The 23,020-nt window shown below is 71.7% G+C and carries 20 protein-coding genes; 11 read left to right on the top strand and 9 right to left on the bottom strand.

The window, feature by feature from the left end; translation table 11 throughout:
* Nucleotides 1–25: 25 nt before the first annotated feature.
* Entirely contained in the window at nucleotides 26–2,461 is a 2,436-nt protein-coding gene (locus KBX26_RS01995) for a non-reducing end alpha-L-arabinofuranosidase family hydrolase (protein WP_210864543.1), read from the bottom strand.
* 477 nt (nucleotides 2,462–2,938) lie between these two features.
* Nucleotides 2,939–4,159 carry a PP2C family protein-serine/threonine phosphatase gene (locus KBX26_RS01990; protein WP_030330818.1) on the bottom strand — a complete coding sequence of 407 codons (1,221 nt, stop codon included), beginning with the start codon at nucleotides 4,157–4,159 and terminating at the stop codon, nucleotides 2,939–2,941.
* Between the two features lie 221 nt (nucleotides 4,160–4,380).
* Between KBX26_RS01990 and lanKC the strand changes: the two genes are divergently transcribed.
* The 4 genes from lanKC (at nucleotide 4,381) to KBX26_RS01970 (ending at nucleotide 10,718) form a co-directional block, all read left to right on the top strand.
* Nucleotides 4,381–7,020, top strand: a complete 2,640-nt coding sequence (gene lanKC, locus KBX26_RS01985) for a class III lanthionine synthetase LanKC (RefSeq protein ID WP_247680077.1) — start codon at nucleotides 4,381–4,383, stop codon at nucleotides 7,018–7,020.
* A 5-nt stretch (nucleotides 7,021–7,025) separates the two neighbouring features.
* Nucleotides 7,026–7,145: a SapB/AmfS family lanthipeptide gene (locus KBX26_RS01980; protein WP_013734295.1), complete on the top strand. Its 120-nt coding sequence runs from the start codon at nucleotides 7,026–7,028 to the stop codon at nucleotides 7,143–7,145.
* 70 nt (nucleotides 7,146–7,215) lie between these two features.
* Nucleotides 7,216–8,943, top strand: a complete 1,728-nt coding sequence (locus KBX26_RS01975) for an ABC transporter ATP-binding protein (RefSeq protein WP_030330813.1) — start codon at nucleotides 7,216–7,218, stop codon at nucleotides 8,941–8,943.
* A complete protein-coding gene (locus tag KBX26_RS01970; RefSeq protein ID WP_210864542.1) occupies nucleotides 8,940–10,718 on the top strand; it encodes an ABC transporter ATP-binding protein in 1,779 nt (592 codons plus the stop codon). Before KBX26_RS01975 ends, KBX26_RS01970 begins: the two co-directional genes overlap by 4 nt.
* Before the next feature lie 28 nt (nucleotides 10,719–10,746).
* Here the strand turns inward: KBX26_RS01970 and KBX26_RS01965 are convergent, their stop codons facing one another.
* From KBX26_RS01965 to KBX26_RS01955, 3 genes are all read right to left on the bottom strand, one after another.
* A complete protein-coding gene (locus tag KBX26_RS01965) occupies nucleotides 10,747–11,331 on the bottom strand; it encodes a response regulator transcription factor (RefSeq protein ID WP_210864541.1) in 585 nt (194 codons plus the stop codon).
* Nucleotides 11,332–11,450: 119 nt separating this feature from the next.
* Nucleotides 11,451–12,056, bottom strand: a complete 606-nt coding sequence (locus KBX26_RS32885) for a response regulator transcription factor (protein ID WP_030330808.1) — start codon at nucleotides 12,054–12,056, stop codon at nucleotides 11,451–11,453.
* Between the two features lie 201 nt (nucleotides 12,057–12,257).
* Nucleotides 12,258–13,367 (bottom strand): hypothetical protein, encoded by a 1,110-nt coding sequence (locus KBX26_RS01955; RefSeq protein WP_210864540.1) that lies wholly within the window; start codon nucleotides 13,365–13,367, stop codon nucleotides 12,258–12,260.
* 373 nt (nucleotides 13,368–13,740) lie between these two features.
* Here KBX26_RS01955 and KBX26_RS01950 point away from each other — a divergent pair, with 373 nt between their 5' ends.
* The 7 genes from KBX26_RS01950 to KBX26_RS01920 all read left to right on the top strand — a co-directional run bounded on the left by KBX26_RS01950 (nucleotide 13,741) and on the right by KBX26_RS01920 (nucleotide 18,481).
* The gene (locus KBX26_RS01950) at nucleotides 13,741–14,502 is read left to right on the top strand and encodes a cyclase family protein (RefSeq protein ID WP_210864539.1); all 762 of its coding nucleotides are present in this window, start codon (nucleotides 13,741–13,743) and stop codon (nucleotides 14,500–14,502) included.
* Nucleotides 14,503–14,514: 12 nt separating this feature from the next.
* On the top strand, nucleotides 14,515–16,146 hold the full coding sequence (locus KBX26_RS01945) for a thiamine pyrophosphate-binding protein (protein ID WP_210864538.1): 1,632 nt from the start codon (nucleotides 14,515–14,517) through the stop codon (nucleotides 16,144–16,146).
* Nucleotides 16,136–16,558, top strand: a complete 423-nt coding sequence (locus tag KBX26_RS01940; protein WP_051708306.1) for a VOC family protein — start codon at nucleotides 16,136–16,138, stop codon at nucleotides 16,556–16,558. Before KBX26_RS01945 ends, KBX26_RS01940 begins: the two co-directional genes overlap by 11 nt.
* Nucleotides 16,559–16,627: 69 nt before the next feature.
* The gene (locus KBX26_RS01935; protein WP_210862610.1) at nucleotides 16,628–16,810 is read left to right on the top strand and encodes a ribonuclease; all 183 of its coding nucleotides are present in this window, start codon (nucleotides 16,628–16,630) and stop codon (nucleotides 16,808–16,810) included.
* 134 nt (nucleotides 16,811–16,944) lie between these two features.
* Complete coding sequence (locus KBX26_RS01930; protein WP_030330797.1) at nucleotides 16,945–17,274, top strand: helix-turn-helix transcriptional regulator; 330 nt, start codon at nucleotides 16,945–16,947, stop codon at nucleotides 17,272–17,274.
* Entirely contained in the window at nucleotides 17,274–18,023 is a 750-nt protein-coding gene (locus KBX26_RS01925) for a cation transporter (protein WP_210864537.1), read from the top strand. Before KBX26_RS01930 ends, KBX26_RS01925 begins: the two co-directional genes overlap by 1 nt.
* A gap of 275 nt (nucleotides 18,024–18,298) precedes the next feature.
* Nucleotides 18,299–18,481 carry a hypothetical protein gene (locus KBX26_RS01920; RefSeq protein WP_030330793.1) on the top strand — a complete coding sequence of 61 codons (183 nt, stop codon included), beginning with the start codon at nucleotides 18,299–18,301 and terminating at the stop codon, nucleotides 18,479–18,481.
* A 30-nt stretch (nucleotides 18,482–18,511) separates the two neighbouring features.
* On the opposite strand, the gene KBX26_RS01915 is transcribed toward KBX26_RS01920, so the two are convergent.
* The 4 genes from KBX26_RS01915 to KBX26_RS01900 all read right to left on the bottom strand — a co-directional run bounded on the left by KBX26_RS01915 (nucleotide 18,512) and on the right by KBX26_RS01900 (nucleotide 22,984).
* On the bottom strand, nucleotides 18,512–19,849 hold the full coding sequence (locus tag KBX26_RS01915) for a ricin-type beta-trefoil lectin domain protein (protein ID WP_307857733.1): 1,338 nt from the start codon (nucleotides 19,847–19,849) through the stop codon (nucleotides 18,512–18,514).
* A 47-nt stretch (nucleotides 19,850–19,896) separates the two neighbouring features.
* On the bottom strand, nucleotides 19,897–21,246 hold the full coding sequence (locus KBX26_RS01910) for a ricin-type beta-trefoil lectin domain protein (RefSeq protein WP_210864536.1): 1,350 nt from the start codon (nucleotides 21,244–21,246) through the stop codon (nucleotides 19,897–19,899).
* 292 nt (nucleotides 21,247–21,538) lie between these two features.
* Complete coding sequence (locus KBX26_RS01905) at nucleotides 21,539–22,102, bottom strand: DM13 domain-containing protein (protein ID WP_374224187.1); 564 nt, start codon at nucleotides 22,100–22,102, stop codon at nucleotides 21,539–21,541.
* Between the two features lie 57 nt (nucleotides 22,103–22,159).
* The gene (locus KBX26_RS01900; protein WP_210863545.1) at nucleotides 22,160–22,984 is read right to left on the bottom strand and encodes an S-methyl-5'-thioadenosine phosphorylase; all 825 of its coding nucleotides are present in this window, start codon (nucleotides 22,982–22,984) and stop codon (nucleotides 22,160–22,162) included.
* Nucleotides 22,985–23,020: the final 36 nt, after the last annotated feature.

Raw genomic sequence — 23,020 nt, 5'->3', positions numbered from 1 at the left:
ACCCGCCCCCGGCGGTGTCCGATCGTCAGCGCTGGAGGGTCAGCAGACCCGGCCGGTACGGCAGGAGGCCGTAGTCGCCGCCGGAACTGGGGGAACGACCCTGGTAGAGCAGTTGCAGGTTGCACGCGTCGACGGTCATGGTCTGGTCGGCGCTGGTCCGCAGCAGCTCACCGTGGCTGATGTCGTTGGTCCAGGTGGCACCGCTGTTGGCCTTGCCTGCGAACGGGTTGCTCTCACTGGTGGCCTGCGGCGTCCACGTGCCACCCAGGCTGCTGGCGGTGAACGAGCGGAAGTAGCGCCCGTTCGCGCCGATCGCTTCGACGATCATGAGGTACTTGTTCAGGCCCTGGAGCTTGTAGACCTGGACGGCCTCGAAGAGGTTGTTCGTCGAGTCGGTCATGATCGTCGTGTAGTTGGAGCCGAAGCTGCCCGGGAAGTTCCCGATCGGCATGCTCGCCCGGTAGATCCGACCGTTGTCGCCGGCGAAGAACAGGTACATGTTCTGGTCGTCGCCGATGAGCGCCTGGTCGATCGGGCCGGTGTTGGAGTTGGAGATGCTGCCGGTGAACAGCGTCTGCGCCGCCGACCATCCGTTCGGGTTGGTCGGGTCACTCGAGGTCCGGTACGAGAAGGCCGTGCCGCCCCACTGGTAGGCCAGCACCCAGATGTTGCGCGGGGCGAAGTAGAACAGCGACGGCGCGACGGTCGCCGAGTTCATCGCGTTCTGGCTGGCCGAGCCCATCTGCGAGTAGTTGCTGAAGAGGCCGAAGTTCATCGAGCCCCAGGTGGTTCCGGTGTCGTGCGTGGTGGCGTAGACGAGCTGCTGACCGTTGTACGGCGCCACGGTGAAGTCCTTCAGCGACACCCAGCCCGACCTCGGCTGAGCGAGCGCACCCGTCGACGACCACCGGTACGACGAGGGCAGGTCGCACGCGCCGCCGGTCGGCGGTGGCGTGGTCGGCGTCGGGGTGGGCGTCTGGGTGCCACCGCCGAGGGCGGCGAGCCGGAACTGCTGGTTGGTCTGGCCGTGGCAGTCGTACAGCTGGATCTGGGCTCCGTTGCTGGTGCTCCAGACGTCCAGGCATCGCCCGGACTGGACATTGCTGATGGTGCCGTTGGAGTTGACGTTCCACTGTTGGTTGGTCTGGCTGTGGCAGCTGTAGATCTGCACCGCCGCGCCGTTGCCGGAGCCGGCGGCGTCGAGGCACATGGTGCCGTACACCTGCAGTTGTTTGCCCGAGGTGTAGGTCCAGGCCTGGTTGGTCTGCTTGTTGCAGTCGTAGAGCTGCACCCGGGTGCCGTTGGTGGTCGCCGCGTTGGGCACGTCGACGCACCGGCCGGACTGGGTGCCGACGATTTCGTTGGCCGAGCCGGGCGGGTTGGTGGGCGGGTCGGTGGGCGGGTCGGTCGGCGGGTTGGTGGGAGTGGCGCTGTTCAGCGCCTCCAGGGTGGCGTTGTAGGCGGCCTTCTTGTTGCCGTTGCACTCGAAGAGCAGCGGAGTGCCACCGGAGCGCCACGAGTCGCAGTCCCGCACGCCCCACACGGTGACCCCGTTGCAGCGGGCCACGGCCAGGCAGTCGTTGACCACGTTGCGGTAGGTGTTGGCCTGCGTCGTGCCGGAGCCTTCGATGTCCAGCTCGGTGACCTGCACGTCCACCCCGAGGGCGGCGAAGCTGGACAGCGTCGTGCGGTAGTTGCTGTTGTACGGCGAGTTGGCGTTGAAGTGCGACTGGAACCCGACGCAATCGATCGGCACGCCCCGGGACTTGAAGTCGCGCACCATGTTGTAGACCGCCTGGGTCTTGGCCCAGGTCCAGTTGTCGGTGTTGTAGTCGTTGTAGCAGAGCTTCGCGTTCGGGTCCGCCGCGTCGGCGGCGCGGAACGCGGCCTCGATCCAGTCGTTGCCGGTGCGCTGCAGGTTCGAGTTACGACGGGCGCCGCTGTTGCCGTCCTCGAACGCCTCGTTCACCACATCCCACGAGTGGATCTTGCCCCGGTAGTAGGTGGCCACCCGGGTGACGTGGTTCAGCATCGCGCTGCGCAGCGCGGAGCCCTCCATGCCCTGCATCCAGCTCGGCTGCTGGGAGTGCCAGGCCAGGGTGTGGCCCCGGACCTTCCAACCCCGGGAGGTCGCATGGTTCACGATCCGGTCCGCGTTGCCGAAGGTGAAGTTGTTCTGCTGCGGCTCGGTCGCGTCGATCTTCATTTCGTTCTCGGGCGTGACGCTGTTGAACTCGCGGTTCAGGATCGTCGTGTAGGCACTGTCACCGAGCTTGTTCGCGGCGACGGCGGCGCCGAAGTAGCGGCCGGACTGGGCTGCGGCGGCGCCGAGGGTCGTCTCGGCGGCCTGGGCCAGATTGGGCAGCAGCGACACGATCAGGGTCAGAATTATCGCGGCGGTTCCGGAAAGAGTGAGCGTTCGCAGTCGGGTATGCCCGGTGAGACGGGTCCGGGAAGGCATGCTGATCCTCCGGTGGTGGGATAGGAAGAGCTCTGGCGCTGTTCGAGTGGGTGGCCCCGCCAGATGGCGGTGGTCACCGTGCTGAGTCCGCCCGAGCGGGCCGGCAGCGGCCTCAGGTGGTGGCCCGGATGCGGGTCGCTCGGGCTACTTGACCAGCGGGTGGAGCGTTGCGATGAGTGGGTCCGGTCGCCCGCCGGGACATGGTCGCGGGCGCTGGTACCGCAGGGTGGTGGATGTGGTCACCTGGCAGGTGGGTGGGCCTGACGGTTGCGTGAGGCGCCTCCTCCGCGGAAGGATCTTGTTAACGTTCACACCTGTCGATGGCTCCCAGGCTGGCAGAAAAATCCCTGGTTTTCAACCGGTAGTTTCGGACCTGTTACGGATCAGGGCGCCACGATTCGCGCGCCTTCCGGCGCACAAGATCGAACAATGCGTGACCGGTGGGTGGGTCAGCCGTGGATCAGCTGCCCGATCGGCTCAGTCCGACAGTGGTCGACGGCGGATGACCAACAGGGCGATGTCGTCGTTCGGGTGTTCCTCCGCCGTGGTGGCCATGATGTGGTCGCACAACGCCTCGGCCGGCCCGGGCCGCACGGCGTCGGCGAGACGCTCGATCCCGGTGTCGATCACCTCGCTGCGGCGCTCGACCAACCCGTCGGTGTAGAAGACCAGCGCCGCGCCCGGCGGTAGGTCCAGAACCGTGGTGCGGCGATTGCTCACCGGCCGGCCCACCCCGAGTGGCCGGTCCACCGACACGCTGACGGGCACGCTGGGCTGGTCGGGAACAGCCAGCAGTGGGGGAAGGTGGCCCGCCGAGGAGACGTGCACCCGCGTGCGGTCGGGAGAGATCAGGGCGTAGACGGCGGTGGTGAGAGTGCCGGCCTCGAAGTGGTGGATCTTGCGGTCGAGTGAGGTCAGTGCCTGGGCGGGGTCGTCGGAATCCAGAGCGTAGGCGCGTAGCGCGCTGCGGATGCGTCCCATCACGACGGCGGACGGCAGCCCGTGACCGGAGACGTCGCCGATGACGGCGCCCAGCCACCCCGATGGCAACGTGAACACGTCGTACCAGTCGCCACCGATGCCCAGGTCGTGGCCCGGAATGTAGCGGGCGGCCAGGTCCAGGCCGGGAACGTCGGGCAGTCGGCCCGGTAGCAGGCTGTGTTGCAGCGCCAGCGCCGCCTGCCGGTCGAGAACCTGTGCGCGGGCCTGACCGGCGAGGCTGGCCCGATCGGCGACGAGCTGCAACAGCTGCACGTCGTCCGGGCCGAACCGCCGCAGCGTCAGGGAGCCGACGTGCAGTACGCCGACGAGGTTGCCGTTGACGAGCATGGGCACGCCCAGCAGGACACGGATGCCCTTGACGAGCAGGATGGGATTGACCACGTCGTCCGGCCCGACGTCATAGATCATGACCGGTCCGCGGGTCGCCGCCACCCGACCGGCGAAGCCGCGTCCGACCCGGATGCGGAAACCGCGGCGTACCTCCTCCTCCAGGCCCTTGGCCGCTGTCGCGACGAGCTCACCGGTGTGGTCGTCAAGCAGCAGGATGGTGGCGGTGTCGACCTTGAGCAGGTCCCGGATCCGTTCGAGCAGCTCGTCGAGCAACTCGGCGATGTTCAGCCCAGAGAGGGCCGCGTCGGTGATCGCCTCGATACGACGCAGCCGCTCGTCATTCGTCACCAGCTCGGCATCGGCCACGCAGGAAGCCTAGACGCCGGCCCGCCGCCGTCGGCACGCCAGCAGCGAGATCGACAGTGTCCGTCGCCCGACGGCGAGTACCCGCCTCTGTCTCCGACCTCACCGACCCGATCTGAGCCCGGCCGTGCGGGCCTGACTAATGTCATGTGTGCCTGTGCGCCATGCATCGAAGGTCATGACTAAGCGCACTGGAGACCGCCCCGTCCTGTCGATGAGACTCGATGCAACGCCGGAACAACAGCCGGCCGAGTTCGAAGGGCGGCGAGACGGTGGACGAACGCTACGACAGCTACTGCGCCGCAGATCGGCTGTTCTACGACTCGCTCGGCAGCGCCGTCGCGCAGCCCGTCTTCCCGGCCGCCGACCGGCCGGTACCGGCCGGCTGGCGCCGTGAGCCGCTCGACGACTGGCTGATCTACGCGCCCGACGGCGGCTCGCTGCCCCAGCAGGGCTGGAAGATTCACGTGTCGGCAGGTCTGGCGAACGCCGAGCGGGTGCTGGACGCGGTCTGGAACTACTGCGTCCCCCGCGGCCTGTCCTTCAAGTTCCTGCGCGGGCCACGCACGCTGCTGCTGCGCAACTCCAAGTACGCCGCCCGGGCGGCCAGCGGCAAGTTCGTCACCGTCTACCCGCGCGACGACGCCGAGCTGGAACTGACCTGCAAGGAACTCGACGAACTGCTCACCGGCGAGCCCGGACCGTACATCCTCAGCGACCTGCGCTACGGTGCCGGCCCCGTCCACGTGCGCTACGGCGGCTTCGCCGCCCGCTACTGCCACTCTCCCGACGGCCAGGTGGTCCCGGCGATCGAGGACGACTCCGGCACGCTGGTGCCCGACCGCCGCGAACCGGTCTTCCACGTACCGTCCTGGATCACCCTGCCCGACTTCCTCGGCCCGCACCTGGCCGCCCGCAACGACACCAGCACCAACCAGGTGCCGTACCGGATCGAACGGGTGATCCACTTCTCGAACGGCGGTGGGCTGTACGTGGGCCGGGACCTGCGTACCGACACCGAGGTGGTCCTGAAGGAAGCTCGACCGCACGCCGGCCTGGACGCCGACGGCACCGACGCCGTCGCCCGGCTGGCCCGCGAGGCGCAGGCCCTGCGGCAACTCGCCGACCTGCCGCAGGTGCCGCAGGTGCACGACGAGTTCGTCCTCGGCGAACACCGGTTCCTCGCGCTCGAGTTCATCGACGGCAAACCGCTGAACAAGGTGCTTGTCGACAGGTACCCACTGATCGACGCCGACGCGACAGACGGCGACCGGGCGGCGTACGTCCGATGGGCCCGCCATGTCTACCAGCAGGTCGAAACCATCGTCGCGGCGATCCACGAGCGCGGCCTGGTCTACGGGGACCTGCACCTGTTCAACATCATGATCCGGCCGGACGACCAGGTTGCCCTCGTCGACTTCGAGGTGGCCGCCCCGATCGCCGGGCACCGCCGACCCGGGCTGCGCAACCAGGGCTTCGCGGCGCCGAGGGACCGCAGCGGCCCGGCGGTCGACAAGTACGCCCTGGCCTGCCTTCGGTTGGCGCTGTTCCTGCCGCTGACCCAGCTGGTCCGGCTCGCCCCCGCGAAGGTGACCCACCTGGCCGACATCATCGCCGCGAACTTCCCGGTGCCGAGGTCCTTCCTCGACCCGCCGGTCGAGGAGATCACCGGCGCCCCACCGGTCACCACCGACCCACGCATCGGCGCGGACGACTGGCCCACCATGCGTCACCAGCTGACGACGGCGATCGTGGCCAGCGCCACCCCCGAACGCGACGACCGGCTCTTCCCCGGCGACATTGAACAGTTCCGCAGTGGCGGCCTCAACCTCGCCCACGGAGCGGCCGGCGTGCTGTACGCGCTCGACAAGAGCGGCGCCGGGCGGTGGCCCGAACACGAGGACTGGCTGGTGCGGCGGGCGACAGCACCCCCGTCCGGCACCCGCTGCGGCTTCTACGACGGGCTGCACGGCGTCGCGTACGCACTCGCCCACCTCGGCCGCCGACAGGACGCACTGGACGTTCTCGACATCTGCCTGCGAGAACCACTGGACGGGCTCGACCACAGCCTGTCCGGCGGACTGTCCGGGATCGCGCTCAACCTGGCCGAGTTTGCCGGGCGTACCGGGGAGGCGTCGTTGCGCGACGCCGCGTGGCGGGCCGCCGAGCGGGTGATCGGCCAGCTGGCCGACGACCCGGGCCCGGACGTCAGCGGCGGACACCACCCGTACGCCGGGTTGCTGCGCGGCCGGACCGGACCGGCGCTGATGCTGCTGCGCCTCTACGAACTCAGCGGCGACGGCGAGCTGTTGGAGCACGCCGCCACGGCCCTGCGTCAGGACCTGCGCCGGTGTGTGCTGCGGCCGGACGGTGCGCTGGAGGTCAATGAGGGCTGGCGCACCATGCCCTACCTGGCGCACGGCAGCGTCGGCATCGGGCTGGTCCTCGACCAGTACCTGCGCCACCGGGCCGACGACCGGTTCGCCGAGGCGAGCGCGGGAATCCGCCGCGCGGCCCGCTCACCGTTCTACGCACAGTCCGGGCTCTTCGCCGGACGGGCCGGCATCATCGCCTACCTCGCCGCCTCGACCGAGAACGCCGACCGCCGCGAACTCGACGCGCAGCTGGACCGGCTGAGCTGGCACGCGCTGCCGTACCGGGAGGGGACCGCGTTCCCTGGCGAGCAGTTGCTGCGGCTCTCCATGGACTTCGGCACCGGTACCGCCGGCGTGCTGTACGCGCTGGCCAGCGCGCGGCACGACCAACCGCCGGCGCTGCCTTTCCTCGCGCCCCTGCCGGGCGCGCAGAGACTCCCTCGCCACAGCGAGGGCGACCTGATCAGCGAACGGATGGAAGGGAGGTGAACGACATGGCGCTTCTGGACCTCCAGGGCCTGGAGATGGCTCCGGCCGACCGCACGGGTGGCGGTAGCCGGGCGAGCCTGCTGCTCTGCGGCGACAGCTCGCTCTCCGTCACGACCTGCAACTGATCCACACACACGGGGCCCTGGGTGGGTAGACGTGCCCACCCAGGGCAACCGCGTACCAACGGGAGGACCGATGCCGACGTTCGCCTCGGGGGACAGGCTGCTGCGGCAGACGGTCCTGGCGGGCGGCGGCTGGACCGCCGGACTCGCGGCGGTCGCGCTGCTCGGCGCGGCCGCCGAACTGTTGCTACCCGCGGCGCTCGGCCGCGCCGTCGACGCCGCCCTCGGCGGCGGTTCCGGCTGGTGGGCGGTGTCCGCCTGCGGCCTGGTCGTCGTCCTCATCGGCGTCGACACCCTGACGGACCTGACCAGCGGGTACGGTGCGGCCCGCGCCACCGCCGGACTGCGCCGGCGTCTGCTGCGTCACCTGTTCGCCCTGGACATCCGCGCCACCCGCCGGCACCCGGTGGGTGATCTCGTCGGCCGTCTGGTCGGCCAGGCCGCCGACGCCGGACAGGCCGGCAACGCCGTGGTCCTGGCCATCGTGGCGGTGCTTCCGCCGCTGGGCAGCGTCGTCGCGCTCGCCATCATGGAACCGGTCCTCGGGATCACCCTGCTCGCCGGCCTCGGCCTGCTCGCCGTCCTCATGCGCGCCTTCGTGGCCGACGCCTCGGCGGCGACCGCCGGGTACCAACGGGTTCTCGGCACCATCGCCGGACGGCTGCTGGAGTCGCTGACCGGCGCCCGGACCATCGCCGCCGCCGGCACCACCCACCGCGAGCAGGACCGGGTGCTGGCGGCCCTGCCGGAGCTGGACCGGCACGGCCGGCGTTCCTGGGAACTGCTGGCCCGGGCGAGCGCCCGCACCGCGGCCGTGGCGCCGCTGCTGAACCTGAGCGTCATCGCGGTCGGCGGGTACGCCCTGACCGCAGGCTGGCTCACGCCGGGTGAACTGGTCGCCGCCGTCCGGTACGCGGCCATGGGCGCTGGCCTCGGTGGCGTGCTCGCCACCCTGAACCACCTGGTCCGCAGCCGCGCCGGAGCACACCGGGTCGCCGAGCTGCTGGCACAGTCCGCCGCGCCCGCAGGAGATCGGCCCCTTCCACCCGGCGCGGGCGCCCTGCGACTGCGCGGGGTGGGCGTGCACGCCGACGACGGTCGGCCCATCCTGGACGGCATCGACCTGGACGTGCCGGCCGGAGCCACAGTGGCCGTCGTCGGCGCGTCCGGTGCCGGCAAGTCGACCCTGGCGGCCGTGGCCGGCCGGCTGCACGACCCCGACCGCGGTGAGGTGCGACTCGACGGTGTGCCGCTGCGCGACCTCGACACGGCGGCGTTGCGCCGTGCCGTCGGCTACGCCTTCGACCGGCCGGTGCTGATCGGCGCGACAGTCCACGACGCGATCGGCCTGGCGCTGCCGGTCGACGCGGCGACGCCGCCGGCCGATCGGAGCCCGGCCACACCGGCGGTGCTGCGGGCGGCCCGCACGGCGGCGGTTGCCGACGTGATCGACCGTCTGCCCGGCGGCTATCGCACCCCGCTGGTGGACACACCCCTCTCCGGGGGCGAGACCCAACGCCTCGGCCTGGCCCGCGCGTTCGCCGCCGAGCGGCTGCTCATCCTGGACGACGCGACGTCCAGCCTCGACACCGCTACCGAACACCGGATCACCACCGCGGTCCTCGGGCGGGGCGGGGAGCGTACCCGACTGGTGGTCACCCACCGCACCGCGGCCGCCGCGGCGGCCGACCTGGTCGCCTGGCTGGACGGCGGTCGGCTGCGCGGCCTGGCGCCGCACCGGCAACTCTGGGCCGACCCGGACTACCGGGCGGTCTTCCAGCCGGCCGGCGGCGGATCGTGAGCCGTTCCGGCGTACGCCGGGTGACCTGGCGGGCGCTGCGGGCCCGACGACGGGCGCTCGCCGGGCTCGGCGGCTGGTCGCTTGTCGAGTCGCTGCCCGCGCTGCTCGCCGGCTATCTGGTCGCCCGCGCCGTCGACGAGGGCTTCCTGGCCGGACGTCCGCTCAACGGCCTGGCCTGGTTGGGGGTCCTCGCGGTGGCCGTGCTGGTGGGCGCGGCGGCCACCGGTCGGACGTACCGGAGCCTCGGCGCCGTGGTCGAGCCGTTCCGTGACGAGGTGGCCGCCCAGGTGGTCCGGGGTGCGCTGGGCGACGCCACCCGGGCGGGTGGCCGCCCGGACAGCGCCGCCGTGACCCGGCTGACCCACCAGATGGAGATCGTCCGCGACACCTTCGCCGGTCTGCTGATGGTGACCCGTGGTTTCCTCTTCTCGGCGGGCGCCGCCCTGCTCGGCCTGCTCGCTCTGGCGCCCGTGGTGGCGGCGCTGGCCGCCGTGCCGCTGGTCGCCGGTCTGGGCGTGTTCCTCGCGGCGCTGCCGGCGATGGTCACCCACCAGCGTGCGTACGTCCGGGCCGGTGAGCAGCTCGGCCAGTCGGCGGCGACCGCGCTGGCCGGTCACCGCGACGTGCTGGCCTGCGGCGCCCAGACCCGCGTGACGGCCGAGGTGGCCCGTTGGGTGTCGGCGCAGGCCGCCACCGAACGCATGCTCGCCCGGATGGCGGCGATCCGCAGCCTCAGCCTCGGCATCGGCGGCTGGCTGCCCCTGCTGGTGCTGATGGTGGCCGCCCCGTGGCTGGTCGAGCGTGGTCTCACCGCCGGCGCGGTGCTGGGTGCGCTGATCTACGTCTCCACCGGGTTGCAACCCGCTCTGCACACACTGGTGCAGGGTCTCGGCGGCGGCGGGCTGCGCTACGTGGTCACACTGGAGAACATCCTGCGCACCTATCCGGTGTCCGACGACCAGCGCCCGCCGGCCCCCGCCGACCGGACACCCCACCGCCGGCCGCCCACCGCCCCCGGCGGACGGTCACCAACCGTCGAGGTCCGGGGACTGACCTTCGCCTACGGTCCGCGCGCCCGACCCGTCCTGCGGAACTTCTCGCTGACACTGGCCGACCAGGACCATCTCGCCGTGGTGGGGCCCAGCGGCGCCGGCAAGTCCACACTGGCCGCCCTGATGGCCGGTCTGGTGGCTCCGCAGGCGGGCACTGTCCACCTGGCCGGCGCGCCGGTCACCGCTGTCGATCCGGTCGGCCTCGCCCGGATGCGCGTGCTGGTACCCCAGGAGGCGTACGTGTTCACCGGCAGTCTCGCCGACAACCTCCGCTACCTGCGGCCGGACGCCGACGAGCACACGCTGGACGTCGCCCTCGACGCGCTCGGCGCGCGTCCGCTGGCCGCTCGCCTGGGTGGCCTGAGCGCGCCGGTCACGCCGGCCCTGCTCTCCGCGGGCGAGCGGCAACTCATCGCGGCGGTCCGGGCCTGGCTGGCACCCGCCCCGCTGGTGCTCCTCGACGAGGCGACCTGCCACCTGGATCCGGCGCTGGAAGCGACGGTCGAGGCCGCCTTCGCCCGGCGGCCCGGCAGCCTCGTGGTCATCGCACACCGGATCAGTTCCGCGCTGCGGGCTGATCGGGTGCTGGTCCTCGATGGCGACGAGCCCCTGCTGGGCACGCACGAACAGTTGATGGCCCGCTCGGCCACCTACCGGATGCTCGTCGGCTGCTGGGACGACCCGGTGGTGCCGTCCCGGGCGACGTCGGCGCGGCCGGGCTGAACCCCGCCCGTCAGCGCCGACGCGCTGGTCAGATCCACCCCGCCTCGCCCGCCATCCGCACGGCCTCCACCCGGGTACGGGCACCCACCTTGCGGGCGATCCGACCGAGATGGTTACGGACGGTGCCGCGGGTGAGCCCGAGCGACGCCGCCACCTCAGCGACCGGCGCTCCCGCGGCCGTCAGCCTCAGCACCTCCGTCTCGCGGCTGGTCAGTGGGCCGTCCGAGCGCAGCGCCGCGACGACGAGATCCGCGTCCAGCACGGGTTCCCGGCGGGCGAGCCGGCGGATGCCGTCGATGACCCGGTGCGGGGCGGCGTCGTTGCGCAGGATGCCGACCGCCCTGGTCGGGCAGAGCATGCCTCGCAGTCGCCGCGCCCGGTGCGGGTGAGCCAGCAACAGCAGGGGGCACCCACCGAGGCGGCCGGGATCGATTCCCTCGACGAAGTCGAGGTCGGCCACCACCACGTCGGGGCGTTGGGTGTGAACGGCAGTGGAGACCGCATCACCGCGATCCACCTCCGCCACGACGCGGATGTCCTCCTCGGCGGCGAGGACGAACGACAGCGCGCCCAACACCAGGGCGCCGTCCAGGGCGAGCAGGGTACGGATCACGATGGACCTTCCTGCACTCCGGTAGTGATCACTCAACGTCAACATTCAAACACGGGTCCGGTGGGTCCGCACGGTGACGGGGCGGGTCCGGACTGTCTCCACCGGACCCGCCCCGACGGCTACAGCCAGCCGTTACGCCGCGCGCGCGACACCGCCTCCAACCGGTTGCGGGCGCCGGTCTTGCGCAGGATCACCGACAGGTGATTGCGCACCGTTCCGTGCGCCAGGTAGAGGCGGACGGCGATCTCCTTGAGGGGCAGGCCCTCGGCGGCCATCCGCAGCACGTCCATCTCCCGAGGCGTCAACGGCATCTCGGTGGGACTCAGCGCCGCCACCGCCGCGCTCGGATCGATCGCCCGCTCCCCGGCCGCGAGGGCGCGGATCGCCCGCACCAACTCGGCCAGCGAGCTGTCCTTCCCGACCAGACCCCGTGCGCCGGCCGCCAGCGCCGCCTCCACCAGGGCTGGGCTCCACCGAGGGCTCATCGCCAGCACGGCGGCCTCCGGCGCCTCGACGTCGATGCGGGCGACCACCTCCACCGGGTCGGGCAGCTCCGGCGTCAGCGCCAGCACCACCACCTGTGGCCGGCACCGCCGAACCACTGTCAACAGCTCGCCGACACCCTCGACGTCGGCGACCACCTCCATGTCCTCCTCTCGTGACAGCGCGGCGCAGAGCGCCCCGCGAAGCAGACCCATGTCCTCGGCGACAACAACGTGGATCACCACGTCTTCTCCGATCTCAGGTACGCGTCACGGCGGCCACCGATCCCGGAGCGTCCACGGGTTGATCAGGGCGGTCGTGCGCGACAGACGGGCAGGCAGCGGCCCGCGGCGCCGTCGGTGTGGACGGGCGCGGGCACCGATCGACCGGCCGGCGGGTGGAGCGGGCCGTGGGGCCCGCCACCGAGGTCGGTCGACCCGCCCTCAGCCCGGGCGGGCGATCGCCGCCGGAGTGCGGCTCTCGACCAGGAGCGGCACGAGATCGCCGGGCTGCGCGGCACCGCTGTGCGACTGCCGGTCCACCGGCCGGGCCAGCCCCGGCCCGGGTTTCGATCGGTCGTCGACACCGGCGGCGTCCTGGTCGACGGGCATGACGGGTTGGCCCGAGAATTCGCTCGCGGCGTCCGCCGGCTCCCGTGGCGCGGCCCGGTGCCCCGTCGTCGAGGCGGTGGGCGGTGCGGGGCCGACGACAGACATTTGCGCTGGCGCGGCCGGTGTCGGCGGCGCCGCGGCGGGCGCGGGGGGCACCGGCGAATCCGCCGGTGGCGTCGGGACTGTCGGTACGGGAGCCGGGTCGGTCACCGCGACCGCACCCGCCCCGAGCGCCGGCGGAACGGGCGTCGGAGGTGTCGCCGCGGGAACGACCACCGTGTCGAGAGCCGGTGGTAGCACGGCGTCGACGACGTGCAGGAGCGCCGTGACGAGGGGGCGGATCGGCACGGCGTGGACGATGTCGACGACGTACGGCAGCGGGGCGGTGATCAGGCCCACCACCGGCGAATCACCTGGCACGTACAGCGTGGGCAGGTCGGGGACGGCGGTGGCCGGCAGGTCGGGGACGGCGGTGGCCGGCGGTCGCGGTGCGCCAGCGGCAGAGCGCGGCGGCTCGGCACGATGAGCTGCCCGATGGGCCGCGCGAGCGACCGGGGCCGGCTGGAGCGTGTCGGGCTCTGCCGCGTCGGGTGGGACGGACGCGTCGGCCCGGGGCGGCGGCACGGACGCGGGCGATGCGTCCGGCCCGCGTCGAGGCTGCGTGGTGGGTGTCTGCTCGCGGGGAGCGACGACGTCACCGACGAGCCCGGCCAGCGGGGCGCGCGGCCGGTCGCGGCGGCGCTCGTCGGCACGTGTGGCCCGCTGGCGGTCCTCATCGGGGCGCTGCGCGACCGTCAGCCGCACGACCGGCTCGACCAGACGGCCGAGCTTCCGTTGCGGCTCAGCGCCGGTCCCGCTGTGCGTACCGTCGGCGGCGGCCGGCCCCTGGAACAGGGCGGCCACGACGAAGCCGGCCCCGACGGCGACCGCGATCAGCACCATCCGCCGGGCGATGCTGCGCAGCCGGTCAGCGGCAAGCGGCGCAGATCGGCCCGGCGCAGACGCCGGCGCGGTTCCGTTGACGGGACTTCGCACGCGGGCACGACCCCTTCCTCTGGATTGCTGACCCATCGTAGCGATGCGCTTACCTAGCCGCATCCGGTGACGTGTCCTGCCCGCAGCGACGCAGGCCCGGTTATCGGGCGGTTTCGGGGCAGTCCGGGCTGGCGCCGGTGACAACAATCTGACTGATTGCTCAGGGCGTCGGGTCCCCGCCCGCTCCCGTGTGACGGTCAACCGGCTGTTCGGCGGCAACACGCCAGCGGGCACCGCGCGACGGTCCATCGTGGAACGCGGGCGGGTGTACCGTCGCCGCATGACGGTGCTGCAGGAGTTTGTCGCCGCTCTTTCCAGCGGCCGGATCCAGGTTGTCGACCTCACCGCTCCGCTGTCCGACCAGACTCCGATCCTGGGTCTGCCCGAGCAGTTCGGCCAGACCTGGCCGTTCCAGCTCAGCGAGATCAGCCGGTACGACGACAGGGGCCCGGCCTGGTACTGGAACAACTTCTCCACCGGCGAGCACACCGGCACCCACTTCGACGCCCCGGTGCACTGGGTCAGCGGTCAGCACGGCGCCGACGTGTCGCAGGTCCCGGTGAGTCAGTTGATCGCCCCGGCGGTGGTGATCGACCACTCCTCCGACGCCGCCGACAACCCCGACTTCCTGCTTCAGGTGGAGCACGTCAGGGCGTGGGAGGCGGAACACGGGCCCCTGCCCACCGGTGGCTGGCTGCTCTACCGCACCGGCTGGGACGCGTACGGCGACGATCCGCAGCGGTACGCCAACGACGGGCGTACCCCGGGCATCTCCGTGGAGTGCGCCCGCTGGCTGGCCGAGGAGTCACCGATCCGTGGCGTCGGGGTGGAGACGGTCGGGACCGACGCGGGCGCCGCGCACTCGTTCGACCCGCCGTTCCCGTGCCACTCGTTCCTGCTCGGCCAGGACAAGTACGGTCTGACCCAGCTCCGCAACCTGGGGCAGTTGCCGACCACCGGCGCGGTGGTGATCGCCGGCCCGCTGCCGATCGTCTCCGGCTCCGGCAGCCCGTGCCGGGTCCTCGCGCTGGTCGAACGCTAGGCCGGGCCACCGATGCGGGTAGCCGAGGTGGTCGGGCGGGTCCTGCACGGACACGGCGTACGGCACGTCTTCGGGGTGGTCGGCAGCGGCAACTTCCACGTCACGAACGCCCTCGTGGCGGCCGGTGCCCGGTTCGTGGGGGCCGCCCACGAGGGTGGCGCGGCGAGCATGGCCGACGGGTACGCGCGCACCTGCGGGCGGGTGGCTGTCCTCTCGGTGCACCAGGGTCCGGGCGTCACCAACGCGCTGACCGGCCTCACCGAGGCCGCGAAGAGCCGTACCCCGATGGTCGTCCTGGCTCCGGAGGCCACCGCACCGCTGTCGAACTTCTTCATCGACCTGCCGGCACTCGCCGCCGCGGTCGGGGCCGACTTCCACCGGGTACGCGCGACGCACGCGGCCGAGGACGCGGGCGCGGCGTACCGGGCCGCCGCCCGGGGTGCGACGGTGGTGCTGGGCCTGCCGTTGCAGGTGCAGAACGCGGCGACCGAACCGTGGTCCGGTCCGGTCCCCGTGGTCGCGCCGACCCCGAGCGCCGTCCCGCAGGTCGAGCCGTTGCTGGCCGCGCTCCAGGCCGCCCGCCGACCGGTCTTCATCGCTGGTCGGGGTGCCCGGGGTGCCCGGGCACCGCTGACCCGGCTCGCCGACGCGTGCGGCGCGCTGCTCGCGGTCTCGGCAGCGGCCAAGGGACTGTTCGCCGGGAACCAGTGGAACCTCGACGTGGCCGGCGGCTTCGCCACCCCTCTCGCCGCCGAGCTGATCGGCGCGGCGGACCTGGTCGTCGCGTGGGGCAGCACGCTGAACATGTGGACCACCCGGCACGGCGAACTGATCCCGCCCGGCGCCGTCGTCGTCCAGGTCGACAGTGACCCGGCCGCGTTCGGGGTGAACCGCCCGGTCGACCTGACGGTGGCCGGCGACGTGACGGCGGTCGCCGAAACGGTCCTCGGTCGACTGGACGCCGATACCACCGGGACTACGGACGCCGGTTGGCGTACGCCGGCGCTTGCCCAGCGGATCCGCGACCACGGCCGGTGGCGGACGGTCCCGTACCGGGACGAGAGTGACGCCGCGACCATCGACCCGAGGACCCTCTCGGCCGCCCTGGACGACCTGCTGCCGCCCGACCGCACGGTGGTGGTCGACTCGGGCAACTTCATGGGCTACCCGTCGATGTGGCTGGACGTACCGGACGTGGCCGGGTTCTGTTTCACCCAGGCGTTCCAGTCGGTCGGGCTCGGTCTGGCCAGTGCGCTCGGCGCGGCTGTCGCCCGGCCGGACCGGCTCACCGTCGCGGCGGTCGGCGACGGTGGCTTCGTCATGTCCGCCACCGAACTGGTCACCGCCGTCCGGCTGGCGCTGCCCCTGCTCGTGGTGATCTACGACGACGCGGCGTACGGCGCCGAGGTGCACCACTTCGGCCCGGACGGGCACCCGTTGGACACTGTCACCTTCCCGGAGACCGACCTGGCCGCGATCGCCCGTGGCTACGGCTGCGACGGGCTGACCGTCCGGACCGTCGACGATCTCGGGCCGGTACGCCGGTGGCTCGCCGGTCCCCGTACCCGACCGCTGGTGATCGACGCCAAGGTCTGCGCGGCGGGCGGCTCCTGGTGGTTGCAGGAGGCGTTCCGTGGCCACTGAGCCGGCACCGCCCGCGTACGGTGGCGCGGTGGCCACCTTCTGGACGCTGGGATGCGACGCCGACGATCCGCAGCGGATCGCCGCCTTCTGGGCGTTGGCCCTCGGGTACGTCAAGGAACCCGGTTTCGACGAGCCAGACAACGCGTCCATCGTCGATCCGGACGGTCGGGGCCCCGCCATCGCCTTCCTCAGGGTCCCCGAGCGGAAGTCGGCCAAGAACCGGATGCACATCGACATCCGCGTGGCCGGCCCGGGCTTCGGGGACGAGGCCGAGCGCGCGCGGTTGATCCGGCGGAAAGTGCCCGACCTGGTCGCCGCCGGCGCGACGGTGGTCCGGGAGGAGTGGTACGGCGAGGTCCTCGGGCACGTCGTCATGCTCGACCCGGAGGGCAACGAGTTCTGCGTCGCCTGACGCCATGATCGGGGCCTGTCGATCCGGCGGGGCCGTTTGCTGACCGATCCCGAGGGTAGGTGGGAATCCATGACGACGCCCGAGCAGAGTCAGCAGGAGCGAGCCCTCGAAACCGGTGCGGTGTACCAGGACGCCGAGGGGCGTCGGACGACGGACCCCGGCGCCGGTGCCACGCACGCCGACGATGAGGCAGACCGCAACGCGGAGCACCTCAGGCGGGGCGAGGTCGGCCCGCGCGTCCCGGAGGAGTAGGGCCGGTGCGTGTGTGGGGACCGGTTGGCGGGCGCCTACGCCACCGACACGTCGCGGGCCTGGGCGCCGCCCCCGGCGCGGAAGGCTGAGCACGCGACTCGGCTTGATACAGCCTCGGCTGTACTATCTGCGGAATGGAGACGTTGACGCACGGGCAGGTACTGGCCCGCTTCGGCCACGCCCTGTCCGATCCGACCCGGGCGCGACTCCTGCTGGCGCTGCGGGAGGGGCCCGGCTATCCGGCCGAGTTGGCCGACCTGCTGGGCACGACCCGGCAGAACCTGTCGAACCACCTGTCGTGCCTGCGTGGCTGCGGGCTGGTGGTCGCGGTGCCGCAGGGCCGCCGGACCCGCTACGAGTTGGCCGACGTTCGCCTGGCACATGCCCTGGCCGACCTGCTCGGCCTCGTCTTGGCGGTCGACCCGGCCGTGTGCCCGGACTCCGCTGAGAAGGGTTGCTGCTGATGACCCTGCCCCTGAGAACCGTGACACCCGCGGGGCCGTCGTCGGACCGCCACCAGGTCCTCGCCCGCCGGGTGCGGCTGCTGGTCGCCGCCACGATCACCTACAACGTCATCGAGGCGGTGGTGGCGATCACCGCCGGCACCATGGCGTCGTCGACCGCGCTGATCGGCTTCGGCCTTGACTCGATCATCGAGGTGTCCTCTGCGGCGGCGGTGGCCTGGCAGTTCGCCGGCCCCGACCCGGAGGCCCGGGAAAAGGTCGCGCTGCGGGTCATCGCGGTGTCGTTCTTCGCACTCGCCATCTACGTGACGGTGGAGTCGGTACGGGCGTTGGCCGGCGGCCCCGACGCCGAACACTCCCGCACCGGCCTCGTGCTCGCGGCGCTGTCGCTGGCGATCATGCCAGTGCTCTCGTACGCCCAGCGCCGCGCCGGCCGGGAACTCGGCTCCCGCTCTGCGGTCGCCGACTCCAAGCAGACCCTGCTGTGCACGTACCTGTCCGCGGTCCTGCTCGTCGGTCTCGGGGTCAACAGCCTGTTCGGCTGGGCCTGGGCCGACCCGATCGCCGCGCTGGTGATCGCCGCCGTCGCCGCCAAGGAAGGCCGGGAGGCGTGGCGCGGCGATGCCTGCTGCGTCGCCCCGCTGACCACCCCTCCGACCGACACCGCGGCCGGTGGGCCCGGCGACAGCGATGCCGGCGCGTGTGGGTGCGGGCCCGGCTGCTCCTGCTGCACGACCGATGCGACATGACCGGGTGGCCCTCGGCCGGGCCGTCCGCCTCGCGGAGACCGCACCGGATCCGCGCTCGGTGGTGGTCGATTTCAGCGTTGTGTTCATGGGCCGCTGCCGAGGCCGCCTCCAGCATCGCGTCGAAGAGCCCCGGCACACACCGGGTGACCGCCAGGTGTGGCGAACCAACCGGTAACGGATTGCCCATGCCACGCCAACCCGAAGCGTCCGGGCTGGCGTGAGCCGCCGCCCCGGCTCCGCCGGCTTGGAAAGCGGCCGACGACGATGACGAGACGGTGGTCCACGACCCTCGGCTGCTGGGTCCCGACACCATGTCCGTGGCCGCCGACGGGCACCGGTACGTCACCGCCAACCAACCGCACCACCAGGCGACGTGCCAACCCGGGCAAGACCTGCGGCGCAAGCCGTACGCACTGTTCCGGATCCGGGCCGACGCGGGCCCGGTCCGGTGGCGCTGACCGGGCCCGCCCGCCCCTAGGAAACAGTCCCTAGGTGCGCGTGCTCCACTGCTGGTTGGCGCCGCCGTGGCAGGCCCAGAGGTGAAGTTGCGTCCCGTTGGCGGTGCCGGAACCGATGGCGTCGAGGCACAGCCCCGACTGGGCTCCGGTGATGGTGCCGTTGGCGTTCACGTTCCACTGCTGGTTGGCTTGGCCGTTGCAGTCCCAGATGATCACCGCGGTGCCGTTGCTGCTGCCCGCTCCGTTGGCGTCCAGGCACTTGTTGCCGTAGACGGTCAGGGTGCGGTTGGCGGTGTGGGTCCACCGTTGGTTGGTCCCACCGTGGCAGTCCCACAGTTGCGGGCGGACGCCGTTGCTGGTGCTGGAGTTGGGGATGTCGATGCACCGGCCGGACTGGCCGCCCGCGATCAGCACGTTCTGCTGGCCGGCCGGTGGGGTCGTCGGCGGGGGAGTGGTGGGCGGCACGTCGGAGCCGAACTGGGTGAAGAACCGCCACACCTCCTGCTTGACCCAGCTCCGCGCGCCGCTCTCGCAGCCGGCGCACCCGTCCACCGGACCCTGCTGGTGGCCGCCGTCGAACGCCGCCCAGAGCACCGGGTATCCGGGTTGGCAGGAGTAGGCGGTGGTGATGTGGGTCAGGCTGCCCGCCCTCGGCTCCGGCGGGGTCTGCGCGGCGCAGCCGTTGTTCCGGACGAACCTGTCACGCAGCGACCGTCCGCTGGCGATGTTGTCGTTGATGCCGTGAATCCCCAGGTACGCCACCGGTTGGGTGCCGCCGCTGCATCCGCTGATCGCTCCCGGGGCGGCGATTGCGGCGACCGCCCGGAACACCGTCGGGCGGGAGCACGCCAACGAGTAGCTCATCGCGCCGCCGTAGCTGAAGCCGACCGAGAAACGTTGGGTGGTGTCGACGCAGAGGGCGTTGTCGATCACACGGATCATGTCGTCGGTGAAGGTCACGTCTTCACCGTTGGTGTTGCCCCAGCCGTTGTTGAGGCCCTGCGGGGCGACGAAGATCGTGCTGTTGTTGGCCTGCGAGAGCATGCCGTAGTAGGCCCAGGCGGCCCCGTCGGTGCCGCCCGAGGCGACCTGGTTGGCGGTGCCGCCCAACCAGTGGAACCCGAAGGCCAGCCGGTGGGCATAGGTGTTGTTGTAGTTGTCCGGCAACCGAAGGATGAAGCTGCGGCTCTTTCCGCTGCTCTGGATGGTGTGGGTGCCACTGGTCAGCCCGGGTGCCTTGCCGCAGCCGGCAGTGGTGGCCGCGGCCGCCGGTGCGACGGTCGTGACGACGTACATGCCGACGGCGATCAGAACCAGGACGGCCAGGACTGCCCCCGGCCAGGGCGTGGTGTGTTTGCGAAGTGGCACGACTGAGTCTCCTTGTGCGTGGGTGAGCATCGGGAACATCACCGGGCTCAGCTCCGGCTCCATCGTTGGTTGGCCGCGCCGGTGCAGTCCCAGATCTGGATGCGCGTGCCGTTGGCCGTGCCGTTGCCGACCGTGTCCAGGCACCGGCCCGAACCAACCCCGGTGATCGAGCCGTCGGCGTTGGGCCGCCACTTCTGGTTGGACTGGCCGTTGCAGTCCCAGATGATCACCGAGCTGCCGTTCGCGGTGCCGGCGCCGTTGACGTCGAGGCACTTGCCGCCGAAGACCCGCAGCTCCTGGGCGGCGGTCGAGGTCCAGCTCTGGTTGCTCTGGCCGTGGCAGTCCCAGATGATCGCCGCCGCGCCGTTGGTCTGCGAGGCGCCGTTGACGTCCAGGCACCGTCCGGAGGACGTGTTGCGCACTGCCGACGTGCCGCTCGGCGGCGGGGTGGTCGGCGGTGGCGTGGTGGGGTCGGTGCTACCGAACTGGGTGAAGAACTTCCACACCTCGCCCTTGGTCCAGGTCCTGGCGCCGCTGTCCCCGCCGCCGTCCACCGGGCCGGGGGTGTGCCCGCCGTCGAAGGCGGCCCAGACCACCGGATAGCCGGCCCGGCAGCCGGAGTAGGTGGTGGTGATGTGGGTCAGGCTGCCCGCCCTCGGCTCGGGTGGGTTCTGTGCGGTGCACCCGTTGTTGCGCACGAACGTGTCGCGCAGCGACCGTCCGGCGGACACGTTGAGCACCGGGTCCCCGATGCCATGGATTCCCATGTACGCGACCGGCTGGGTGCCGCCGCTGCATCCGCTGAGCTGCCCGCCGGAGTAGACCGCGACAGCGCGGAAGACGGTGGGCCGGGAACAGGCGAGGGAGTAACTCATGCCGCCGCCGTAGCTGAAGCCGAGCGCGAAGCGTTGCGTGGTGTCGACACAGAGGTCCGCCTCGATCACCCTGATCATGTCGTCGACGAAGGTGACGTCCTGGCCGCCGGGGTTGGCCCAGCCGTTGCCGTTGCCCTGCGGGGCGACGAAGATGGTGCTGTTGTTGGCCTGCTGCCGCAGCCCGTAGTAGGACCAGGCCGCCCCGTCGGACCCGCCGCCGTCGACGTCGTTGGCGGTGCCGCCGTTCCAGTGGAATCCGAAGATCAACCGGTAGGCGTGGTTGCGGTCGTAGTTGTCCGGGATCCTCAGGATGAAACTGCGGTTCTGGCCGCTGCTCTGGATGGACCGTTGGCCGCTGGTCAACGTGGGGGTCTTGCCGCACCCGGCGGTCGCCGCGGCTGCTCCGATCTCCGCGGCCGACGCCGTGGTGCGCACGCCACCGGCGAGCGCCGCCGCGCTGACGGTCACGACGACGGCCGCCGCCGTCGCAAGAAGACCAAGGATGGGTCTACGTCTTGTCATGAAGGGGCTCCCGCCACTCGGCACGAACTGATGGAAAGGGGTCCGCGGGGCCACCCGCACACCGCCACGACAGACCGGGTCACCCGCGCCGACCGCGTTCGCCCCGGAAGAAACCCAGCGGATGTGATGTGTCCACGGGACCCCCGGCCGGCTCATCGACACAGGTTTCCGCCAGTGGTCTCGCCGCCCACGCGGGACCAGTCGGCCGTCGAATCGATTCGCTCAGACGCTAGAACGGACAGTGAAAGATGTCAATGCCGTGTCCGGTGTGTTGCGCCTGCGGTGACAGCGGTCAGGCGCGCGTGAGCTCGGCCGCGCCGAACGAGACCGCGAATCGCTTGCACCAGATGGAGACGCTCCGGAAGTCGCGTGGATCAACCGAGGCTGGTAGCTCGTACACCTGGTTGCCCTTGTTGCCCTTGAGCCTGGCCAGCTCGACCCATTCGCCGTCGTCGAACACCCGCCAGCCGGCAGTGCCCGGCAGGACGGGTTGGTCGGTCAGCCACACCCGCAGGTCTGGACCGTTCGACGTGTTCAGCTCCCGAATGACGAGCTGGTGGCGCCCGTCGGCGCGCCGGTGGATCTCGGCCGTGCCGGTCGTGCGGTGCTCATGGGTGACGAACTCGCCGACGGTCAGGATCTCGTTCGCCGCCGGGGCGGCTGCCGAGGCCGCGGGGGCCGGGGACGACGGGATCGGGGTGGCCGATGCCGGCGTCACCCCGGGCAACGCCTCGTCGACGTAGGTGTCGGTGACCAGCTTCCACGGCTGGAACCAGTAGAGGGCCAGCGCCGCCACGACGACAGCTGCGGCGAGACCAGCCCGGACCACCGGCGACCGGAACATCCGTTTTCCCACCCCCGCAGCGTACGGCCGCGCATGTCGTCGAACGCGTCGCGAACCCTTTCGGAACTCTTACGACGGGGTATCCGCCAGAGCCTGGCCGCACGGGCACGCCCCCTGGCCCGCCGGCAACAGTCTCACCGCCTCGCCGAGCAGGACGCGCAGCCGATCGACGTTCCGGGCGAAGACGGTGAACACCTCCTGCTGCGTCACCCCCTGGCCGACCTCGACGCCCGAGTCGAGGTCGGTCACCAGTGACAGCGCGGTGTAACACAGTGCCAGCTCACGTGCCAGCACCGCCTCGGGATGACCGGTCATGCCGACGACCGACCAGCCCTCCCGGCCGTACCACTGCGATTCGGCGCGGGTGGAGAACCGGGGCCCCTCGATGACGACCATGGTGCCGCCGTCGACCGGCCGCCAACCGGTGGTGCGGGCGGCGTCCACCACCGTGGCCCGCCCGACCGGACAGTAGGGGTCGGCGAAGGGCACGTGCACGACCGGGGGGAGTTGCCCGTCCGCGCCGGCCCGTCCGTCGTAGTAGGTCTGCTCGCGGCCGCTGGTCCGGTCGACCAGTTGGTCCGGTACGACGAGGGTGCCGGGGCCCAACTCCGGGCGCAGACCGCCCACGGCGCCCGGCGCGAGCACCTGGCGGACGCCGAGTGCGCGCAGCGCCCACAGGTTGGCCCGGTAGTTGATGCGCTGAGGAGGGAGCGTGTGCCGGCGTCCGTGGCGGGGCAGGAACACCACCGGCCGTCCGGCGAGACTCCCGACGGACAGCAGGTCGCTGGGCGCTCCGTACGGTGTGTCGACGGTGACCTCGGCGACGTCGTCGAGGAACTCGTAGAAACCGGAACCGCCGATCACGCCGACCGGCGCGCCATCGGTCGGGCTGATCTCTGCTGCAGACATGGGGGTGACCCTCCTGGGCGA

This window comes from Micromonospora sp. C97, assembly GCF_018070385.1.
GTDB lineage: Bacteria > Actinomycetota > Actinomycetes > Mycobacteriales > Micromonosporaceae > Micromonospora > Micromonospora parva.
The sequence above is the reverse complement of the archived record's forward strand: the minus strand, read 5'-3'. Positions and strand labels throughout refer to the sequence as shown.